At 62.5% G+C, this 17,001-nt stretch carries 17 protein-coding genes and 1 other RNA gene; 3 read left to right on the top strand and 15 right to left on the bottom strand.

All coding sequences use genetic code 11. The features are described from left to right. Positions 1–116 precede the first annotated feature (116 nt). The 4 genes from LL253_RS04085 to LL253_RS04070 form a co-directional block, all read right to left on the bottom strand. On the bottom strand, positions 117–440 hold the full coding sequence (locus LL253_RS04085; RefSeq protein WP_009821369.1) for a YbaB/EbfC family nucleoid-associated protein: 324 nt from the start codon (positions 438–440) through the stop codon (positions 117–119). Continuing rightward, positions 437–2,053 carry a DNA polymerase III subunit gamma/tau gene (locus tag LL253_RS04080; RefSeq protein WP_228226293.1) on the bottom strand — a complete coding sequence of 539 codons (1,617 nt, stop codon included), beginning with the start codon at positions 2,051–2,053 and terminating at the stop codon, positions 437–439. Before LL253_RS04080 ends, LL253_RS04085 begins: the two co-directional genes overlap by 4 nt. Positions 2,054–2,100: 47 nt before the next feature. Beyond that, an RNA gene (ffs, locus tag LL253_RS04075) (signal recognition particle sRNA small type) lies at positions 2,101–2,198 on the bottom strand. 68 nt (positions 2,199–2,266) lie between these two features. Continuing rightward, complete coding sequence (locus LL253_RS04070) at positions 2,267–2,689, bottom strand: acyl-CoA thioesterase (RefSeq protein ID WP_009821367.1); 423 nt, start codon at positions 2,687–2,689, stop codon at positions 2,267–2,269. Positions 2,690–2,903: 214 nt separating this feature from the next. On the opposite strand from LL253_RS04070, the gene LL253_RS04065 reads away from it, so the two are divergent. Further along, positions 2,904–3,062 (top strand): hypothetical protein, encoded by a 159-nt coding sequence (locus LL253_RS04065; protein ID WP_228226292.1) that lies wholly within the window; start codon positions 2,904–2,906, stop codon positions 3,060–3,062. A gap of 104 nt (positions 3,063–3,166) precedes the next feature. Here LL253_RS04065 and LL253_RS04060 read toward each other — a convergent pair whose 3' ends face one another. The 6 genes from LL253_RS04060 to LL253_RS04035 all read right to left on the bottom strand — a co-directional run bounded on the left by LL253_RS04060 (position 3,167) and on the right by LL253_RS04035 (position 12,481). Beyond that, complete coding sequence (locus tag LL253_RS04060) at positions 3,167–3,820, bottom strand: outer membrane protein (protein ID WP_228226291.1); 654 nt, start codon at positions 3,818–3,820, stop codon at positions 3,167–3,169. Between the two features lie 176 nt (positions 3,821–3,996). Beyond that, positions 3,997–5,391, bottom strand: coding sequence for an L-serine ammonia-lyase (locus LL253_RS04055; protein ID WP_228226290.1), 1,395 nt, complete (start codon positions 5,389–5,391; stop codon positions 3,997–3,999). 2 nt (positions 5,392–5,393) lie between these two features. Beyond that, positions 5,394–9,590 carry a translocation/assembly module TamB domain-containing protein gene (locus LL253_RS04050; protein WP_228226289.1) on the bottom strand — a complete coding sequence of 1,399 codons (4,197 nt, stop codon included), beginning with the start codon at positions 9,588–9,590 and terminating at the stop codon, positions 5,394–5,396. After that, complete coding sequence (locus tag LL253_RS04045) at positions 9,590–11,626, bottom strand: autotransporter assembly complex protein TamA (protein WP_228226288.1); 2,037 nt, start codon at positions 11,624–11,626, stop codon at positions 9,590–9,592. Before LL253_RS04045 ends, LL253_RS04050 begins: the two co-directional genes overlap by 1 nt. A gap of 77 nt (positions 11,627–11,703) precedes the next feature. Next, on the bottom strand, positions 11,704–12,183 hold the full coding sequence (locus LL253_RS04040; RefSeq protein WP_228226287.1) for a DUF1465 family protein: 480 nt from the start codon (positions 12,181–12,183) through the stop codon (positions 11,704–11,706). A gap of 118 nt (positions 12,184–12,301) precedes the next feature. Beyond that, positions 12,302–12,481 carry a YdcH family protein gene (locus LL253_RS04035; protein WP_037542624.1) on the bottom strand — a complete coding sequence of 60 codons (180 nt, stop codon included), beginning with the start codon at positions 12,479–12,481 and terminating at the stop codon, positions 12,302–12,304. A gap of 187 nt (positions 12,482–12,668) precedes the next feature. Between LL253_RS04035 and LL253_RS04030 the strand changes: the two genes are divergently transcribed. Continuing rightward, the gene (locus LL253_RS04030) at positions 12,669–12,827 is read left to right on the top strand and encodes a YdcH family protein (protein ID WP_009821360.1); all 159 of its coding nucleotides are present in this window, start codon (positions 12,669–12,671) and stop codon (positions 12,825–12,827) included. A gap of 106 nt (positions 12,828–12,933) precedes the next feature. Here the strand turns inward: LL253_RS04030 and LL253_RS04025 are convergent, their stop codons facing one another. From LL253_RS04025 to LL253_RS04005, 5 genes are all read right to left on the bottom strand, one after another. Further along, entirely contained in the window at positions 12,934–13,302 is a 369-nt protein-coding gene (locus tag LL253_RS04025; RefSeq protein WP_228220356.1) for a PilZ domain-containing protein, read from the bottom strand. A gap of 64 nt (positions 13,303–13,366) precedes the next feature. Further along, a complete protein-coding gene (gene dksA / locus LL253_RS04020) occupies positions 13,367–13,831 on the bottom strand; it encodes an RNA polymerase-binding protein DksA (protein WP_009821358.1) in 465 nt (154 codons plus the stop codon). 553 nt (positions 13,832–14,384) lie between these two features. Next, positions 14,385–14,795, bottom strand: coding sequence for a hypothetical protein (locus LL253_RS04015; RefSeq protein WP_228220357.1), 411 nt, complete (start codon positions 14,793–14,795; stop codon positions 14,385–14,387). 6 nt (positions 14,796–14,801) lie between these two features. Beyond that, complete coding sequence (locus LL253_RS04010) at positions 14,802–15,122, bottom strand: hypothetical protein (protein ID WP_228226286.1); 321 nt, start codon at positions 15,120–15,122, stop codon at positions 14,802–14,804. Between the two features lie 41 nt (positions 15,123–15,163). Beyond that, the gene (locus tag LL253_RS04005; protein ID WP_009821354.1) at positions 15,164–15,604 is read right to left on the bottom strand and encodes a host attachment family protein; all 441 of its coding nucleotides are present in this window, start codon (positions 15,602–15,604) and stop codon (positions 15,164–15,166) included. Between the two features lie 93 nt (positions 15,605–15,697). Between LL253_RS04005 and serS the strand changes: the two genes are divergently transcribed. Beyond that, positions 15,698–16,975 (top strand): serine--tRNA ligase, encoded by a 1,278-nt coding sequence (serS, locus tag LL253_RS04000; RefSeq protein ID WP_228226285.1) that lies wholly within the window; start codon positions 15,698–15,700, stop codon positions 16,973–16,975. The last annotated feature ends 26 nt before the right edge of the window (positions 16,976–17,001 follow it).

Here is a 17,001-nt window from a genome sequence, read left to right as displayed (position 1 = left end):
CGACCCATCCAAACGGTCCATCGCCTTTATGGGGATGCCCGGCACGTCAATCAATCGGCCCTGTGATAACAGGGCCGTCATGAACCAGAAGTGATCATTCCGGCCAGGTCCCCCGGTCAGAAGGGCAGCTTGAACCCCGGGGGCAGCGGCAGACCGGCAGTCATCTTGCCCATTTCAGTATTGCTGACCTCATCGGCCTTACTACGCGCGTCGTTGAACGCAGCCGTGATCAGGTCTTCGAGCATCTGCTTTTCCGACGGCGCCAGCAGGCTGTCGTCGATCGAGACACCCAATATGCGCCCTTTTGCCGAGGCGCGCACCTTGACCAGCCCGCCACCTGCCGCGCCCTCGACTTCCAACTTGTCCAGATTGTCCTGGGCGCGCTGCAATTCTTCCTGGACGCGGCTCGCCATGCCCAGAATTTCATTCAGGTCCTTCATGCTTCTGCACTCCATCGTTCGAGCCTGTCGTCCAGCTCGGCATCGGGGAAAGCGGCCATCGCCGCCTTGACCACCGGGGTTTCCAAAATCCGGGCGCGCGAATCCGCCGCCTGTCGTTGTTCCTGTTCCAGCAGGGTTGGTTCAGCCGGCCCCTCGCCCGCCGCAACCTGCCACGCCGTCCCCGTCACCTCCCGCAATGCGGGAAGCAGGCGAGCAAGAAAGTCCGCTGGCAATTGTGGCGTTGGGCGATAGTCGAATTGCGGCGGTGCATAACGGATCACGCCCACGCAATCGTGCAGTTCCTGCGCCAGTTGCCCCTTACCACCCTGCCAAAAAGCCTCGATCAGGTCCGCGTAGGTCGCGGGCAAACGCGCAGACGCCGGCGCTGAAGACGCGGCGCCAGCGCTGGAGCCCTCCGTACTGGCTGATGACGACGCGCCACCTTCGCGCAACAGGCGCGCGACCTCGGCGGGGTCGGGCATGGTTGCCGCATGCATGACACGCAACAGCGCCATCTCGCAGCTTTCGATCGGCAGGACCGCATTGGCGACTTCATCATGCCCCTTGAGCAACAGCTGCCAGAGGCGATGCAGCGGCGCGAAGCCGAGTTGCGCGGCCCAGTCGGCCAGCATCTCTCGCTCCTCCGTGGATTGACCGGGACTGGCAATGTCACGCCCGGCCTTCATCAGCGTGACGGCATGCACCAGTTCCATCAGTCCACGCATCAGCGCCAGCGGCTCGACGCCCAGCGCATATTGTTCCCGCACGGCGGCAATGAGGCTGGCCGTTTCCCCTTCGAGCAACAGCGCCAGCAACCGGCGCACCGACCCGCGATCGGACAGCCCAAGCATCTCGCGCACCTGCGCCGCCGTCACCAGGGACGGTCCGTCGTCCATTTCTGCATGCGCGATGGCCTGGTCGAGAATGGACAACCCGTCGCGAGCCGATCCTTCCGCGGCCTGGGCGATCAGCGCCAAGGCCTCCGGCTCGGCGGCGACCCTTTCGGCTTCAACGACATGGGTGAAATGGGTCGCCAACAATTCGGCAGGAATGCGCCGCAGGTCGAAGCGCTGGCACCGGGACAGGACGGTGACGGGAACCTTGTTGACTTCCGTCGTCGCGAACAGGAATTTCACATGCGCCGGCGGCTCTTCCAACGTTTTCAACAGGGCGTTGAAGGCGTTTTTCGACAGCATGTGCACTTCGTCGATGATGTAGATTTTATAACGGGCCGAAACGGCCGCATAGCGCACTGCCTCGATGATTTCGCGCACATCATCGACGCCGGTATGGCTGGCGGCGTCCATTTCCACCACATCGATGTGGCGGCCCTCCGCGATCGCCTTGCACGGTTCACATTGACCGCATGGATCGATCGTGGGACCGCCCTGGCCATCGGGCCCGACGCAATTAAGCGCCTTGGCGATCAGGCGCGCGGTCGACGTCTTGCCCACGCCGCGCACGCCGGTCATCAGGAAGGCATGGGCCAGCCGCCCGCGCCGGATCGCATTGCCCAGCGTCTGGACCATGGCGTCCTGGCCAATCAATTCGCTGAAGCTGCGCGGTCGATATTTGCGCGCCAGAACGCGATAGGGCTGGGGTGAATCGGACATGATAGGGTCCTACCCGTTCAGGCAGGGATTGTCGAAGCCGGATGCTGGAGGGTGGGAGCCGGGACGACCCGCGGCGGAATCACTGTGGCTGCTTCCGTCAGGACCTGACCAGGTTCGCGACGGCCTCGTCCGCCCGACTCCCGATCGCGCATATGACGGTTTGCCGATCGAATGGCAAGGCCCAACCACAAACAGGTTCGCCTCTCCCATGGTTCAGCGCTGGTCTTCACCTTCATCATCAGCTGCGAAGAAATGCTGGATGACATCGCGCGCCAACCGCACCGGTCGCAATGTCGATGCATCGACACAGCACCAGCTCGATCTGACTTCAGCCAAAACCTCTTCGCCACGGCGAATAACGGTTTCGTAAAAGGCGCGCGCGCCCTGAACCTTTTCCAGCAGGACGGTCGCAATCACCTCGTCATCCAGAAAAGTCGGCTTGCGATAGGTGATTTCGTGCTTGAGCGCGACCCACAGATGCTCCGTCACGGCCTCCGCCGGGGCCAGCGCGCGCCAATGGTCGAGCACGGCGTTCTGCACCCATTTAAGGTAGCTGGCATTATTGACATGGCCCATGAAATCAATGTCGTCCGGGTCGATGCCTACGGGATAGCTATGGGGAATCGCGTTACTCACAAGGCTGTAAATACCATCTTCGCATGACGACAGATAGGGGGCTGGTGGAAAATTGCAGATCTGGATTGAGCCTGGCCTTCACCTGACACGGGATGGCTGCCATGCCCGGCCTAACATGCCGCAATGCAGCAATTTGGTTCGAATGCGATTGACTCTGGCCGGACATCCGCCATGCTGTGCCGCATCCGTAACGAAGCCGGAGATTGTCATGGCTATGAGCAAGGAAATCGCGGCTCAAGTGGCCGCTCAATTGACGCAAGCATGGGCAATTCGATCCGGCGTGAAAAAGCCTGATCCGTCCAAACCTATCGAAGAACAAGTGCTTACGATTTACAACCGGCTTCTGGTTGCGGTGCAGCAACTGGACCGCTGAACCGTAGGGGCGCAAGGCTACCCGACGGAAGACCGCGTCCGCGAATCATGTTTGCCAATGCCGGGAGGAAGGCTGGCCGCAAGGCCAGCCTTCCTCCTTTATGGTCAGAACCGCCAGCCGACGCTTGCGACCACCTGATGCCGATCCGTATCGACATCAAAGTCGGCGCTGGTCGCCCCATCCATGTAATCGATGTTAGCATCGGTATAGTTGGAATAACGATATTCCAGCTTCGCGAACGTGTTGGTGTTGATGGCGCGCTCGACGCCTGCGCCGATGCGCCAGCCATCAAGCTTGAACGACCGATCGGTCGTCTCATCGGTGTTGCCGGCGAGGATGTTCAGTTTGCTATTGGTGTAGCCGCCCTTCACGTAAACCAACGTGGCGGGGTTAGCCAGAATACCGGCACGCGCGCCGATATAGAGGTCGCGGCCCTGGCTGACGCGTCCGAACCCGAACTGGTCGGTCAGGTCATACCGATCACTCTTGGCAGTCGAATCCGTCCATTCGCCTTCGACACCGACGACCGCGCTGCCCAGATTGACGTCATAGCCTGCACCAATGCCGTAGAGCAGACCGTCGATCGACTGATCGTCGCGGCCATTATTGTTGTCCACGTCGCTACCGGCGCCGACATGGTCATAACCCAGGATCGCCTCAACGCGCGGTCCGGTGAACGTTGATCCTACATCCTGCGCCAATGCGGGGGTGGCGACACCAACGCCTGCCAGAAGAGTTGCGACCATCAACTTGCGCATAACAGATACTCCATTCGTCATTCTTCTCCCCTGATGGGGACGAGACGCACAAGTATCGCGGCTGGCAAGAGTTTCATGAACGGCAGATAAACAGCTGATTCTGTTGCATTATTGACACGAAACTGGCTCGATTGGGCGCTAAGATGAGCGCTACAGGCGACAGGCTGTCAATTCGTTCAGCATTCCACGACATTGACCGCCAACCCGCCCAGCGACGTTTCCTTATAGCGGCTCGCCATATCCTCGCCGGTCTGGCGCATGGTTTCGATCACCGCGTCCAGGCTCACGATATGCCGGCCATCGCCTTGCAAGGCGAGGTAGGCCGCATTGATCGCCTTGACCGCACCCATCGTATTGCGTTCGATACAGGGAATCTGGACAAGGCCGCCAATGGGATCGCAGGTCAGGCCCAGATTATGCTCCATGCCGATTTCGGCAGCATTTTCGATCTGGCTGTTGGTGCCGCCCAATACCGCGGCCAACCCGGCGGCCGCCATGGAACAGGCAACCCCAACTTCCCCTTGGCAGCCCATTTCCGCTGCGGATATGGACGCGCGCTTCTTGTAAAGAAATCCGATCGCAGCTGCGGTCAGGAGAAAGCGGCGCTCCCCTTCCCGATCCGCACCGGGAACGAAGCGGCGATAATAATGCAGCACCGCCGGGATGACGCCAGCTGCGCCATTGGTCGGTGCGGTGACGACGCGGCCGCCCGCAGCATTTTCCTCGTTCACCGCCAAAGCGAACAGGCTGACCCATTCGAAAATCTGCGCCGGACCTAGCGCGTCCTGCTGAAGCCGTAGCCGTTGGTGAATGGCGCGCGCCCGGCGCCGCACTTTAAGGCCGCCCGGCAGCAGCCCTTCCTGCGCAAGGCCGCGCTCGATGGACTGCGACATGGCGTCGACGACCCGGTCCAGAAACGCTTCCGTCTCAGCCTGCGATCGCCATGCGCCTTCATTGCGCAGGACCAGTGTCGCGATGGAAAAACCGTGCCTCTCCCCCTGCTCCAGCAACTCGACGCCGGATGAGAAGGGATAGGGCTGCACGACATTATGGCCCAACGCCACATCATCGCTGACCGGCACGGTGCCCGGCAACACGGCCCCGCCCCCGATCGAATAATATTCGCGCACGAACGGCGCGTCATCGCCAGCAAACCAGGCAGAAAAGCGCATACCATTGCTGTGCGCTTCCAGAAACTCTCCCATGTGGAAGAGGAGGTCGCGTTCGGCATCGAAATCCAGCCATTGGCCCTTCGCGCTGCCGGACTGAATCCGGCCGTCCCGGCGAATGGCAGCCAAAATGTCGGGTATCGCGTCTGGATCGACGCTTTCCGGGCTATGGCCCGACAAGCCCAGAAGCACGGCCGTATCCGTCGCATGCCCCCGTCCAGTAAGCGCCAGCGATCCGAACAATTCGCACCGGACGCGCTGCGGCGCGGTGGGCAGGCAATCCATGAACTGCAACGCCGCGCGCATCGGCCCCACCGTATGCGAACTCGACGGCCCAATGCCGATGGTGAACAGGTCAGTGACGCTGATGGCGGTGCCAGCATCGATACGGCTGTTGGTCACGATCAATAATCCCTGGAAACACGGACGTTGGCGCTCTGCCGGCCAAGCGTGGAGATGGCGCCAAGCAGGGACAGCCAGCGCGTCACCTGATATTCGATGCGGGTGGCGGAATAGCCCTGACCATCGGTGATCAGTTCGACATAGGTTTTGCGCGTCAGATATTTGCCTGCGGCGATGGACGTGCCTTGCCCCTGCGTCGGATCAGCTGCGATGATCCGCAACCGGTCCAGCCCTGCCGCCTTGCGCACGGCGTTGATGGGATCAAGCCCTCCTTCGCCCTGCAGGGATCCGACGGCCGACGCCAGTTGCAATGCTTCGGGCGCGGACAGGTTGGTGATCGACGTGCCGAACAGGATTCGGGAAAGCAGTTCATCCTGCGGCAATGCCGGCACACTGTTGAAACTGATGTCGGGCTTCAAGCCGGTTCCTCCGACATGGATTGTCGCGCTGAGGTCGCTGACATCCGCCTCGGCGTCGATATCCAGCGTGGGATTGACGGGAGTCTTGCCGTCGAACTGGATCCGGCCTTCGCGCAGGTCGAACCGGCGGCCGGCAAATTCATAGCCGCCGCGCACCAGTTCCGCCCGCCCGGCAATGGTCGGGTTGGTCACGGTCCCGCCGATATCGAGGTCCGCGCGCCATTCACTGTCGAGCCCCAGGCCCGTCACCATCAGCCGATTGCGCGCGCGGGCATGCACCGCCAGGGCCCAGGGCACGCTGGTGCGTGGCCGCTCGATCTCGTCCCCGCGCCGGTTGATTTCCACCACGCGCAGTTCGGGGATTTGCGCCACCGCCGCGGCGCGGCCCATGGTGAAGCGGCTGCGGTTCAGGATCAGGTCGCCGCCGATCGTGCCGCCCGCGCCGTTGGATTTGAGCGTCAGGGGCCCCGTCACCGTGGCAGCGATGTCATCCCGCTCCAGCAATGCGGCATTGTCCGCCTGAAGCGCCAAATCCATGCCCACGCCGGCGATACCGTTGAAGGTAAAGCGCCCGCTGCCCGTGACGGACCCGCCATTCTGCGCGCTGGCGGCAAAATTGTTGATGACCAGTTGCGCACCCGAAAAGTGCCCCTGCGCTTTGACGTTGCGCAGACGCATACCAGTCACGGCGCTGTTGATCGTTGCGTTGTCAGTCGCCAGCTGTCCGCTGATCTGCGGATTGGCAAGCGTGCCGCGCATATCCGCCGACACGCTGACCGGCCCGCCAATATCCACGATTTCCACGCCCGTCAGCCGCCAGAGCGTGTCGGCTGTCCCTGCATAGCGCAACTGTGCAAAGAGCGGCGCCGCGTTGAGGCGTGAAACAAGGCCGCCCTCCCTGCCCAACGGCGTCAGCAAGGCCTGCCCGCGACCAATCGTACGTCCGTCGGCGACAAACAGCATCCGGGTCGCCAGGCGATCGGGCGTCAATGCAACATTGACACCGACATCGACAGGTCGCGAGCTAAGCGACAGGCCCGATCGCGACAGGCCGCGAATGCGCAACTCCGCCTTGCCGGTGGGCGGACCGCCCTGCGGCTGCGCGTAGCTGAGCGATCCCGTCGCCATGCCGCCCAGTCCCAGATTATCGTAGGCGATGTCCAGCAGCGACAGGGGAAGGGTCTGCATCCGCGCTTCTACATGCGTGGATTCCCCGCCCAGTTCGCCCGCCAGTTGCAACGAACCGCCGGCATAGCTGATCGTTGCGGGCGACAACCGCCAGCCTTCGGCCGTTCGCGTCACAAGCGCCGCGCGGGTCAGCCGAATGGGACGTTTGTCGATCGTCCCCTTGGCGGACAAACGAATGCTGTCGGGTTCGACCTGCGCTTCGCCTTGCAGGTCGAACAAGCGTCCCCGCTGGCCGGACAGGCTGCCGCTGACCTTGCCCCGGCCATCCACCAGATTGGCGGTAAGCGCCATGCGCCCCACTAGAATGCCGCCTAGCCGCAAGCCCCGTGCCTGCGCCGTGGCCGTAACATTGGTGCCGTCCGGATCAAGCAGGACGGTGGCGTCCAGCGATCCCCGCCGGACCTCGATCACGGTCGGCCCGGCAAAGCTTGCGCCACTGGCGGTCAGCTTGACCTGCACTTGCTGGATCGCGTTGACGGGCCTGAAGCCGACATATCCGGTGACTGGCCCAGTGACGCTCAACTGCCCCTCCAGGCCGCCGGGCAAGGGGCGGATGTCGCCGCTGGCATTGACGCCGGAAACCGACAGCTGCGCCACGCGGACCACCGCTTGCCCGCCCTGCGGCAGGAGGATCACACCGCGCCCGTCGAACGGCCCCAATATCGACCCACCCTGCGCGGTATAGCTGTAGCCTTCGCTGTCGGGAACCAGATGCGCCTTGACGTCGCGCAGGCCCAGGGCATCGAGGGGCCGCTGCAATATCAGGTCGATCGTCGGCCGTTCTATGCGGCCATCGAGGACGAGTTGCAACGGGCCGTAGCGGTCATGGTCGCCGCTGCCTTCGAAATGAAAACTGCCGTCGCGCCGCCTGATGCCGTTCGCCCTGAGCGAGAGCAAGGGCGATTGGATGGTCAGGCCGTTGAACGCCAATTGTCCGTCTGGCCGCAATGCCAGGGCGCTGCGCGCGATGGGCAGTCCGCCTCCCAACCCGTTGAGGAAAGCATTATCCAGCCGCCGCATCTGCGCCATGGCATTGCCGCTAAGGCCGAACCCGCCATCGGGACGCGGCGTCGCGCGGAGCTTGGACGTCAGGTCAACGATACCCAGACCCCGAATGAACAGACTGCGAATCTGGCCGTCCAGGCCAAAATCATAGCGGCCGCTTTTCAGGTCGAGCCGCATCACCAGCTTGCCCTGAAGTTTGTCCGACCTGACCTCCATGGGATTGCTGACGAGCTGCTGGCCCCTGAATTGGAGAACGCCATCCAGCGCAAAATTACGGACGATATTACCGACAAGGTCGCCATGACCATCGAGCCTTTTTGCCCGCAATTTGACCGGGATCAGCAAGGGACCGTCGCCCACGCCCCGTCCGCTGCCTTCCGCCCGGACATCGGCGATCACCGTCTTGTCGAATGTGAGCTGGCGCGCTGTCAGCAAATAATCGAAGCCCAACCGGTCGAGCGGCCCATCAAGCCGCACCTTGGCCCGGATATCGCGCCCGCCCATGGTGCGCAGCAAAGCCTGAGGACGGGCCAGCGTCACTTGCAAAAGCATGTTGTCGAGCGCGTTGTTGCGCAGGTCGATCGCGCCATCCGCTGTAAGGTCAAATGCCGCCGAGCGCAGCATCAACTTGCCATCGATGATACGGTTCTCGAACCGCCCATCGGCGCGCACGGACAGGCGCGGGTCGGCCATGCGCCGGACGAGGCCGCCGCCAGCGATCGCCCGACCCTCGATCGAACCGCGAGCCGAATAAGCGCCACTGCGCGCCGCCAGAACAAGATCGGCGGCGGGTGCGCCGTCCAGCGTCGCGTCCAGTTGGCCATCCCACTGGCTCCAGCTGCCCTTGCCGGTGATGCGCAGATTGGCATCCTGTCGCAATCCGGCCATCGTCGCCAAAAGTCCTTTGTTCGGGGCGTTGACCGTCACGTCGAGCTTGAAGCGATCATCGTCTGGTCGACTGTCCAGCGCGATGGTCAGGACATCGCTGCCATCAAGCGTACGGGCGGACAGGTCGATGATCGCGCGTCCGCCGCGAATGTCGGCGTCCCCCGCCATCGTCGCAATCTGCGCCCGCCCGGTTATGGCCGGCGCGATTGACAGGCGGCCAACCGAAAATTGCATCAGGCGGATGTCGAACCCCGGAAGGATCGGGCCGCGCCGCTGCGTGGGGTTGAGCTTGGGCAGCTTGCTGAGGGACGCTTGCGGAATGGACAGACGGTCAATGTCCAGACGATTGGACAGCCAGGCGAAGGGCCACCAGTCCAGTTCCACCCTGGGTGCCTTGAAGAAGGGTCCAGCCGGATCCGACAAGGTCAGGTCGCGCAACACCGCCTTGCGATAGATGCTGCCTTCGATGGCGCCGACCTGGATGCGCAGCCCCGAAGAGGTTTGTATCGCGGCGATCCGGCTGGCGAGGAAACGGTGCCCGCCATCGGTATCAAGCCACGTCAGTGCGCCGGCCATGATCAGGAACAGCGCGGCGAGCAGGCCCGCCACCCACCGTTGCCATCTCCCATCCCAGGCGCGGCGCGGCGTGGTCGCGGCAGGCGGCGGAATGACAGGTGGCGACAGACTTTCCTCGGCCATCAGAAGGCCTGCCCCAGCGAGACATAGACCGCAATCTTGGGGTCATCAGATTGCGGGTTGATTGGCGTGCCGACATCCACGCGGATCGGCCCGAAATTGCTGTAATAGCGCACGCCCAAGCCCGCACCGACCCGCAAGTCCCGGAACCGGGGCAGGAAACTGGTGGAGATATTGCCCGCGTCCACAAAAGGCACGACGCCAAAATTGCCAAAGCGGATGCGACCCTCCAGAGAAAATTCAGCCAGGCTCTTGCCGCCGACGGGATCGTCATCCTCGCCATAGCGCGGGCCGATCGCCTGATAGCCATAGCCGCGCACCGACGCGCCGCCACCGGCATAGAAGCGGCGGGACGGCGCGATCTGATCGACCGTGGAGCCAAGGATGGTGCCAAAGCGCGCGCGCGCCGCCACGACGACGCGCTCGCCCACCGGTTGGTAGGCACTGCCGTCCAGTTGCACTTTGGTGTATCCGAATGTCTTGTTCTGGAATGACAATTCCGGGCTGATCCGCCCGCCGAGGCGAAAGCCTTTGGTCGGATTGAGCAGATCATCGCTTCCGTCATAGGTCAGGCTGAGCGGAACGGCGCCAATCAGGAAGGTGCGCCGCGCCCCCCCGGAAAAGGCGTCCGCTTCATCCGACGCGATCAGCTCCGCGCCAATGCGCCAGACCCAGTTTTTCTGAAACAGGATGTTGGTCTGCCGCTCGAGCGCACCGGCCAGGGTGATGGTGCGGGCGTCATAGGCATCGCGGCGAATATTGCTGACGGACACCAGCCCGGTCAGCACATTGTCACGCCGGTGAAAATTGTTGCGGCGATAGGTGAAGGACGCGGTCTGCTCCTGCGTGCCGACCACTCCGCGCACGGTAACGGCACCTTCGGGCGGAAAAAGATTGCGGTGTTGCCAGCTGACTTCCGCGCGATAGCCTTCGCCGGTGCCATAACCCAGTTCGCCGGCGATCGTCCGCAGCGGCGCAGGGCGCACATCGACATCCAGGTCGACATGCTCGCCATCGCCCGCATCGCGCGGCGTCAGCGACACGGACGACGCCAGACCGGTTGCCACGATCGCCCGGCGGAGATCCTCGACATCCGACGCCATATAGGTGTCGTCGGGATCGAAACGTGCGATTTCCTGCACATGATGGGCATCGAACAGACGGTCATCGTCCATGCGGATGGCCCCAAAGCGCCGATATCCCCCCGGCGCGATAATGATGTCCAGGTCGCCCTTGCGCTCTTCATGGTCGATTCGCACTTCAGGCTCGTCGACCCTGGCGAAGGGAAAGCCATTTTCCGACAATGCCGTTTCCAACTGGGCCTGACCCGCGATGATCGCGTCGGCATCCACCGGATCGCCAACCTTGGGCGGAAAGGCCGCGCGCAGCGTCGCCTCTCGCTCGCCCGTTTCGGCAAGACCCGTCACGTCCACGGATGACAGAAGATAGCGCGTGCCAGGCGTAATCGTGAAGCTCACCAGCAGCCGGTCGCTGCCCGGCACAGGGGCCGCGACATTGCCCCGTACGCGCGCCGCATAATAGCCTTTTGCACGCAAAAGCCGGTCAAGCAGGTCTCTATCCTCTGCGATACGGCGGTTGATCTGGGCAAGGTTCGCGGCCTTGTCCTCGCCCTGATGCAGCACCGACAGCTCATCGAAACGCTGACGAAATGTCGTGTCGGCAACGCCATCGAGTCCCGTTAATGCCACCGTATAGCGCCGCTCTTCGCCCGCGTCGGCGAACGTCGCGGCGACTTCGGCCGGTTCGGTCGTCGTGACGTCGAACGCTTCGATCGGCGCGCCAGCCTGATCGGCCGGATCAGGGGCCAAGGGCGCGACGCTGTCAGGTTGATCCATGTCGGGCCAGTCCAGACCGATATCAGGCATAGCGTCCAACGGAGCGTCGGTATCAGGCAGCGTAGGCGCGGCGGTATCCTGTGCTAGCGCCGGATAGGGAGCGAGCAGCAGCAACGGCGCAAATGCGAGCCGGGAATGCGGTCGGCCAGAAGCGCGGCGTCGGATCCGCAAACCATGGGTCATGGCGCCGGTCTAGACCAAGAATGACGGAAAACACCAGCGCCGAACATCATCTCAAACAGCTGCGATCCGTCCAAGCGTCAGAAAGCGGTGTTCAAGCGATCCAGCAGGGCGCGGGCGGGACCAGCGTCCTGGGCTTTCGGATCGTCGTTCATATGACCAAGCCGATCCTCCAGTCGCGCCACCCGATCGTACAGGTCCTGACTGCCCTCGATCAGGGCGCGCGCTTCGAAGGGGAAGCCTTCCGTCAGTGTCGGGTCGGTCAAACTGGCGCGGCCAAGCCGATATTTTTCATCGACGAGGTCTGCATCGCTGATTTCTCCGCGTTGCCAGGCGCGCTGGCTCAAGAGCCAGGCAATGACATGCATCAGCCGCGTCGTCACCTTCAGCGATTCGCATGCGAAGGACACACGCCGCAGCGGGTCGACCGTTTCACCTCGTCCAAGAGGGTCCCCATCGAAATAGGCGCGCGCCTCATCCGCCATCATCATGGCTTCGAGATAAAGGCCGTCAACCAATCGGCGATGGAGGCCAGGATCCAAAGTCGCAACGTTCCGCATCACGGCTAAGTGACACAGATTGACGCCTTTGTCAGCGGGCCAAGGCGAGAGCACCGCGCCTTCCCTGTCCCATTAGGGGCCGATCTGGTAACGTCAGGCTGGGGCGACAGCCTTAGGCTCAGGCGATAATGTCAGGCACCAGTTCATCTTCCAGCGCGCAAATCTCGTCCTTCAAGCGCAATTTACGCTTCTTCAGCCGGGCGATCTGCATCTGATCGCTGCTGCCCGCATCGACCAGAGCCGCGATCGCGCTATCGAGATCGCGATGTTCGACGCGAAGCAACTCCAGACGGCGCATGATATCTTCCCGGCTCACCGTCGTTGCTCGCATCCCCAGTGCATCGTGCGACCCGTGGTAGCGTGCGATCCCGGTGCGGGCCACCGCAAATTTACGGGCGGCCCATCGCAAAGGCGCAAACGCCGCGAGACAATCAGAAGGTTTCGTGATTTAATCGGAAATCCATCGCCCTCGTAAGGAGAATGTCATGGAAAACAGCCACATCTCAGCTCTTTCAGCCAAGCACGCAGGACTCGACGCCCGGATCAAGGCGGAATCGAGTCGTCCCATGCCGGACACCACCCTCGTTGCCTCGCTTAAAAAGCAGAAATTGCGGCTGAAGGAAGAGATGGCTGCGCAGCATTAAGCGCAGACTAGTCCATACAGGGTGCGGACCGGCAGACAGTCGGTCCCGCCCGTCCTGTAGCAATCCGCTTTTTATGATGTCATGCCTCGGCGCAAGGGTTACGCTATCAGCGCAGGCGACCGGCTGGCTGGCTTCTCAGATAATCCGGTAATTGTTGCGCAGGCCCTGACGACACCGGCTTTCTTGCCAGCTGCGGATCGATGACATCGTCAAATGCCAAGCCAACCTTATTGTCGCGCGACCAGGCGATATTGCCGGTGATGCGACCCACACCGCGGAGATCCAGTACGACCTTCTGCCCAGCCGCGAGCGGCATCTCGCAATCCGCCATCAAGCCAGTCGCCGACAGGTTCCGAATGCGGGCACGACCCAAGGATCGACCGTCCGGGGCAAAGAAACTTGCCATCAGGAACAGGCTGTCGCGCGGCGACGATCGCGCCGGTCCCCGATCAGAAATGCCCTGTTCTTCGTTCATTCCGTACCCGCAAAATCTAATGTGTTCCGGTAACGATCACTAGGCACAGGCAGTGGAAAAACCGTTAATCGTCGCGTGAGATTTTTTCCTGCCGTTCGTGGCGTTCCTGCGCCTCGACCGTCATGGTGGCGATGGGACGCGCTTCCAGGCGACCAAGCGAAATGGGCTCGCCCGTGACTTCGCAATATCCATATTCGCCATCGTCGATCCGCCGCAGGGCCGCATCGATTTTCGAGATGAGCTTGCGCTGGCGGTCGCGCGTGCGCAACTCGATCGACCAGTCGGTCTCGCTCGACGCGCGGTCGTTGAGATCGGGTTCGCGTAGAGGCTCATTCTGAAGAACGGCCAGCGTCCCCTCCGCTTCGGCGAGAATCTGCTTCTTCCAGTCCCACAGCCGCTGACGGAAATATTCCTGTTGCAGCGGATTCATGAATTCCTCGTCGGCCGAGGGGCGATACTCTGCAGGGAGGGTTACGGACGATTTGGGCGGCTTTACGCCGTCTTTATCGGAATTCAGCACCGACGCCATCTGGCTCTCCGACTCGTTGGCCCGGCGCTTGAAGTTCCGGGGCACCCATGACTTTTCATTGAGGGCGCCTCATAGCCATCGGCGCGGGACGACACAAGCGCACATTCGACTGGCCCAAACGGCTTTTCCTTCAAAACCCTATGCGCCCGCAGGGATGAAAGGGAGCGACTCATCATCCGGCGGAAGGCTGATGCCGACGGCGGCACCCTTCATATGCGGGCCAGTGGCCGTATCATAGTGGGACGTTAACCATGATTGCTGACGCTGCCCCCTGAATTCAGTGGACTTGTCGACAGGATTCAGAGTTAACGACCTTGCGGTTAACCTTTTCTTCTGCGCTTTTATGAAAAGGCAGCCTGACCCGTTCCGACCCGGATCGGTGGGCGACAAGACAAGAGTGGATTCCTATGTCGGTTCGGATGGCCTTGGCTAAATTATGCGCTTGCACTTGCGGAGGCGCGATCATTGGCGGCGGCGCGGTGCATGTCGCTGAAAGCGCACGTCCTGCTGTGGTCCATAGCAGCAAGAGCACGAAGGCCGCGCCCAAGAAGCGCTATGCCGTTCGGACCGTGAAGAGGAAGGTCGTCAAGACGGCCGTGGCCTGCGCGCCGCAGACGGTGACGGTCACCAGCCAGCCGGCGCCTGTGCCCCTGCCCGCCCCCTTGCCGCCGGCTGAGATGCCGATGATGTCGGGCGGCGGTGGAGCCGTGCCGATCGTCATGGGTGGCGGCGGCGGTTTTGGCGGCGGCGGCTTTATTGGCGGATTCTTCGGCGGTGGCGGCAGCGGCGGCGGGTCCGTCGTCATTTCCTCGACCAGCAGCTCAACGGGGGGGATCAGCACATCGACGTCATCGGGCGCCACCAGCAGTTCTTCCTCGTCCAGTTCCAGTTCGTCCTCGTCATCTTCGTCCTCAAGCTCTTCGTCCAGCAGTTCAAGCGGCGGCAAGCCGGGTAAACCCGACAAGCCCGATCACCCTGGTTCGACCGGAGGATCGTCTGGCAGCAGTTCGTCGTCCTCGTCGGGCTCATCCGGTTCGTCGTCGAGCAGTTCGTCCAGCTTCGGCAGCACCGGCAGTTCATCGACTTCATCATCGACCAGCAGTTCGTCATCGACAAGTTCTTCAACGAGCAGTTCGACGGGCGGATCGAGCACAAGCACGGGCGGCACGGACGTACCCGCACCGCCTATGGTTCTGCTCTTCGGCGCAGCAGCCGTGGCGCTGGTGGCGCGCCGACGTTTCGCCGAACGCAAGGCGCAGGTGGCAGCCTGATCCGTTTCCCTCAGGGGCATGTAAGGGGTGGCTCCGGGGGGCCACCCCTTTTTTTGCGGCTTCAGCTTGCCGAGATGACCTTTTCGATTTCCGGCACGGGGTGATTCGTCAGATCCTTGGCAATTTCGCCGACGATCCGGTCCTGCACCTCCTTATGCAAATGCTTGCGCATTTCGCCCAATGCCGTTGGCGGGGCGACGATGATCAGCTTCTCAAATTCCTGCGCAAGAGCGCGACGCTTCAGCATATCGGCGGCATCGGCCGCGAAGCGCGCCTCCTCCAGATCATGGAAGTTCACTTCGTCCATGGCGCTGCGATGGCTGCCGACCGAATTGTGCGATCGACCCGGCGCATCGGTTGCCTGATCGCGGTCGGCGGGATTGTCCTGCTCCTTGACGGTCTCCGCCTCCAGATTGGGATAGGCCGCATCGCCCTTGTTCCGGAAGAACAACATCTTGCGACCATCGGCCACCAGCACCATCGTATCATGTTCGATCTGCATCGCCTGTCTCCTTTGTTTTTGGCTGACGCTAAGCTAACGGATGACGGGCCGTGGGGTTGCGCCACGGGCTGGGCAGCGGCATAGGCTTGCGCCATGCACGACATCCGCTTCATCCGCGAAAACCCCGCCGCTTTCGACGCCGCGCTTGGCCGTAGGGGCCTGTCCCCCATGTCCGCCGACATCATCACGCTCGACGAGAAAAGCCGCGCGCTCAAGACGGAATGGCAGCAGGCGCAGGCGCGTCGCAACGAAGCGAGCAAAGCGATCGGGCAAGCCATGGCCGCAAAGGACAGTGCAACGGCCGATGCGCTAAAGGCCGAAGTAGCAGAGTTGAAGGATCGCATGCCTGCGCTGGAGGGTGAGGAGCGGGCGGCTGGCGAGCAATTGACGGCGCTACTCTCCGCCATCCCCAATGTGCCGGCGCAGGATGTGCCCGATGGCACAGACGAGGTCGATAATGTCGAGGTGGCCCGTTGGGGAACGCCGCGCGCCTTTGCCTTTCCGCCGCAGGATCATGCCGATTTTGGTCCCGCACTCGGCCTTGATTTCGAAGGAGGCGCCGCCTTGTCGGGCGCGCGCTTCACGGCGCTTCGCGGACAGATGGCGCGGCTTCATCGCGCGCTCGCCCAGTTCATGCTGGATCAGCAGACGGTGGCGAATGGCTATGAGGAAACGATCGTCCCGCTGCTCGTCAAGGATGCGGCGCTGTTCGGAACGGGCCAGTTGCCCAAATTTGCCGAAGACCTGTTCAAGACCACCGATGGTCGGTGGCTTATTCCCACCGCCGAGGTGTCGCTCACCAATCTGGTTGCGGACCAGATCGTGCCGGAAGAGCGCCTGCCGCTGCGCCTGACGGCTTTGACGCCCTGCTTCCGGTCCGAAGCCGGATCGGCCGGCCGGGATACGCGCGGTTTCATTCGCCAGCACCAGTTCGAAAAGGTGGAACTGGTGACGATTTGCCGGCCCGAAGAGTCGGAGGCCGAACATGAACGCATGGTCGCCGCCGCGGAGGGCATTCTCCAGGCGCTCGCCCTGCCCTATCGCAAGATGCTGCTGTGCACGGGGGACATGGGGTTTGGCGCACGCAAGACCTATGATCTTGAGGTTTGGCTGCCCAGCCAGGACACTTATCGGGAAATCAGTTCGGTCTCCAATTGCGGTGACTTCCAGGCGCGGCGCATGAACGCGCGTATGCGGCCGGACGGCGGCAAGCAGACGGTGTTCCTGCATACATTGAACGGCTCGGGCCTTGCTGTTGGGCGCACACTGGTCGCGGTACTGGAAAATTGTCAACAAGCCGACGGCAGCGTCGTCATCCCTGACGCGCTGGCACCCTATATGGGCGGGGTCACGAAGCTGGAGCCGCGGTAAGAGCAGCACTCCCTGTCCTCCCGCGT

Source organism: Sphingobium soli (assembly GCF_020782245.1).
GTDB classification, from domain to species: domain Bacteria; phylum Pseudomonadota; class Alphaproteobacteria; order Sphingomonadales; family Sphingomonadaceae; genus Sphingobium; species Sphingobium soli.
The sequence above is the reverse complement of the archived record's forward strand: the minus strand, read 5'-3'. Positions and strand labels throughout refer to the sequence as shown.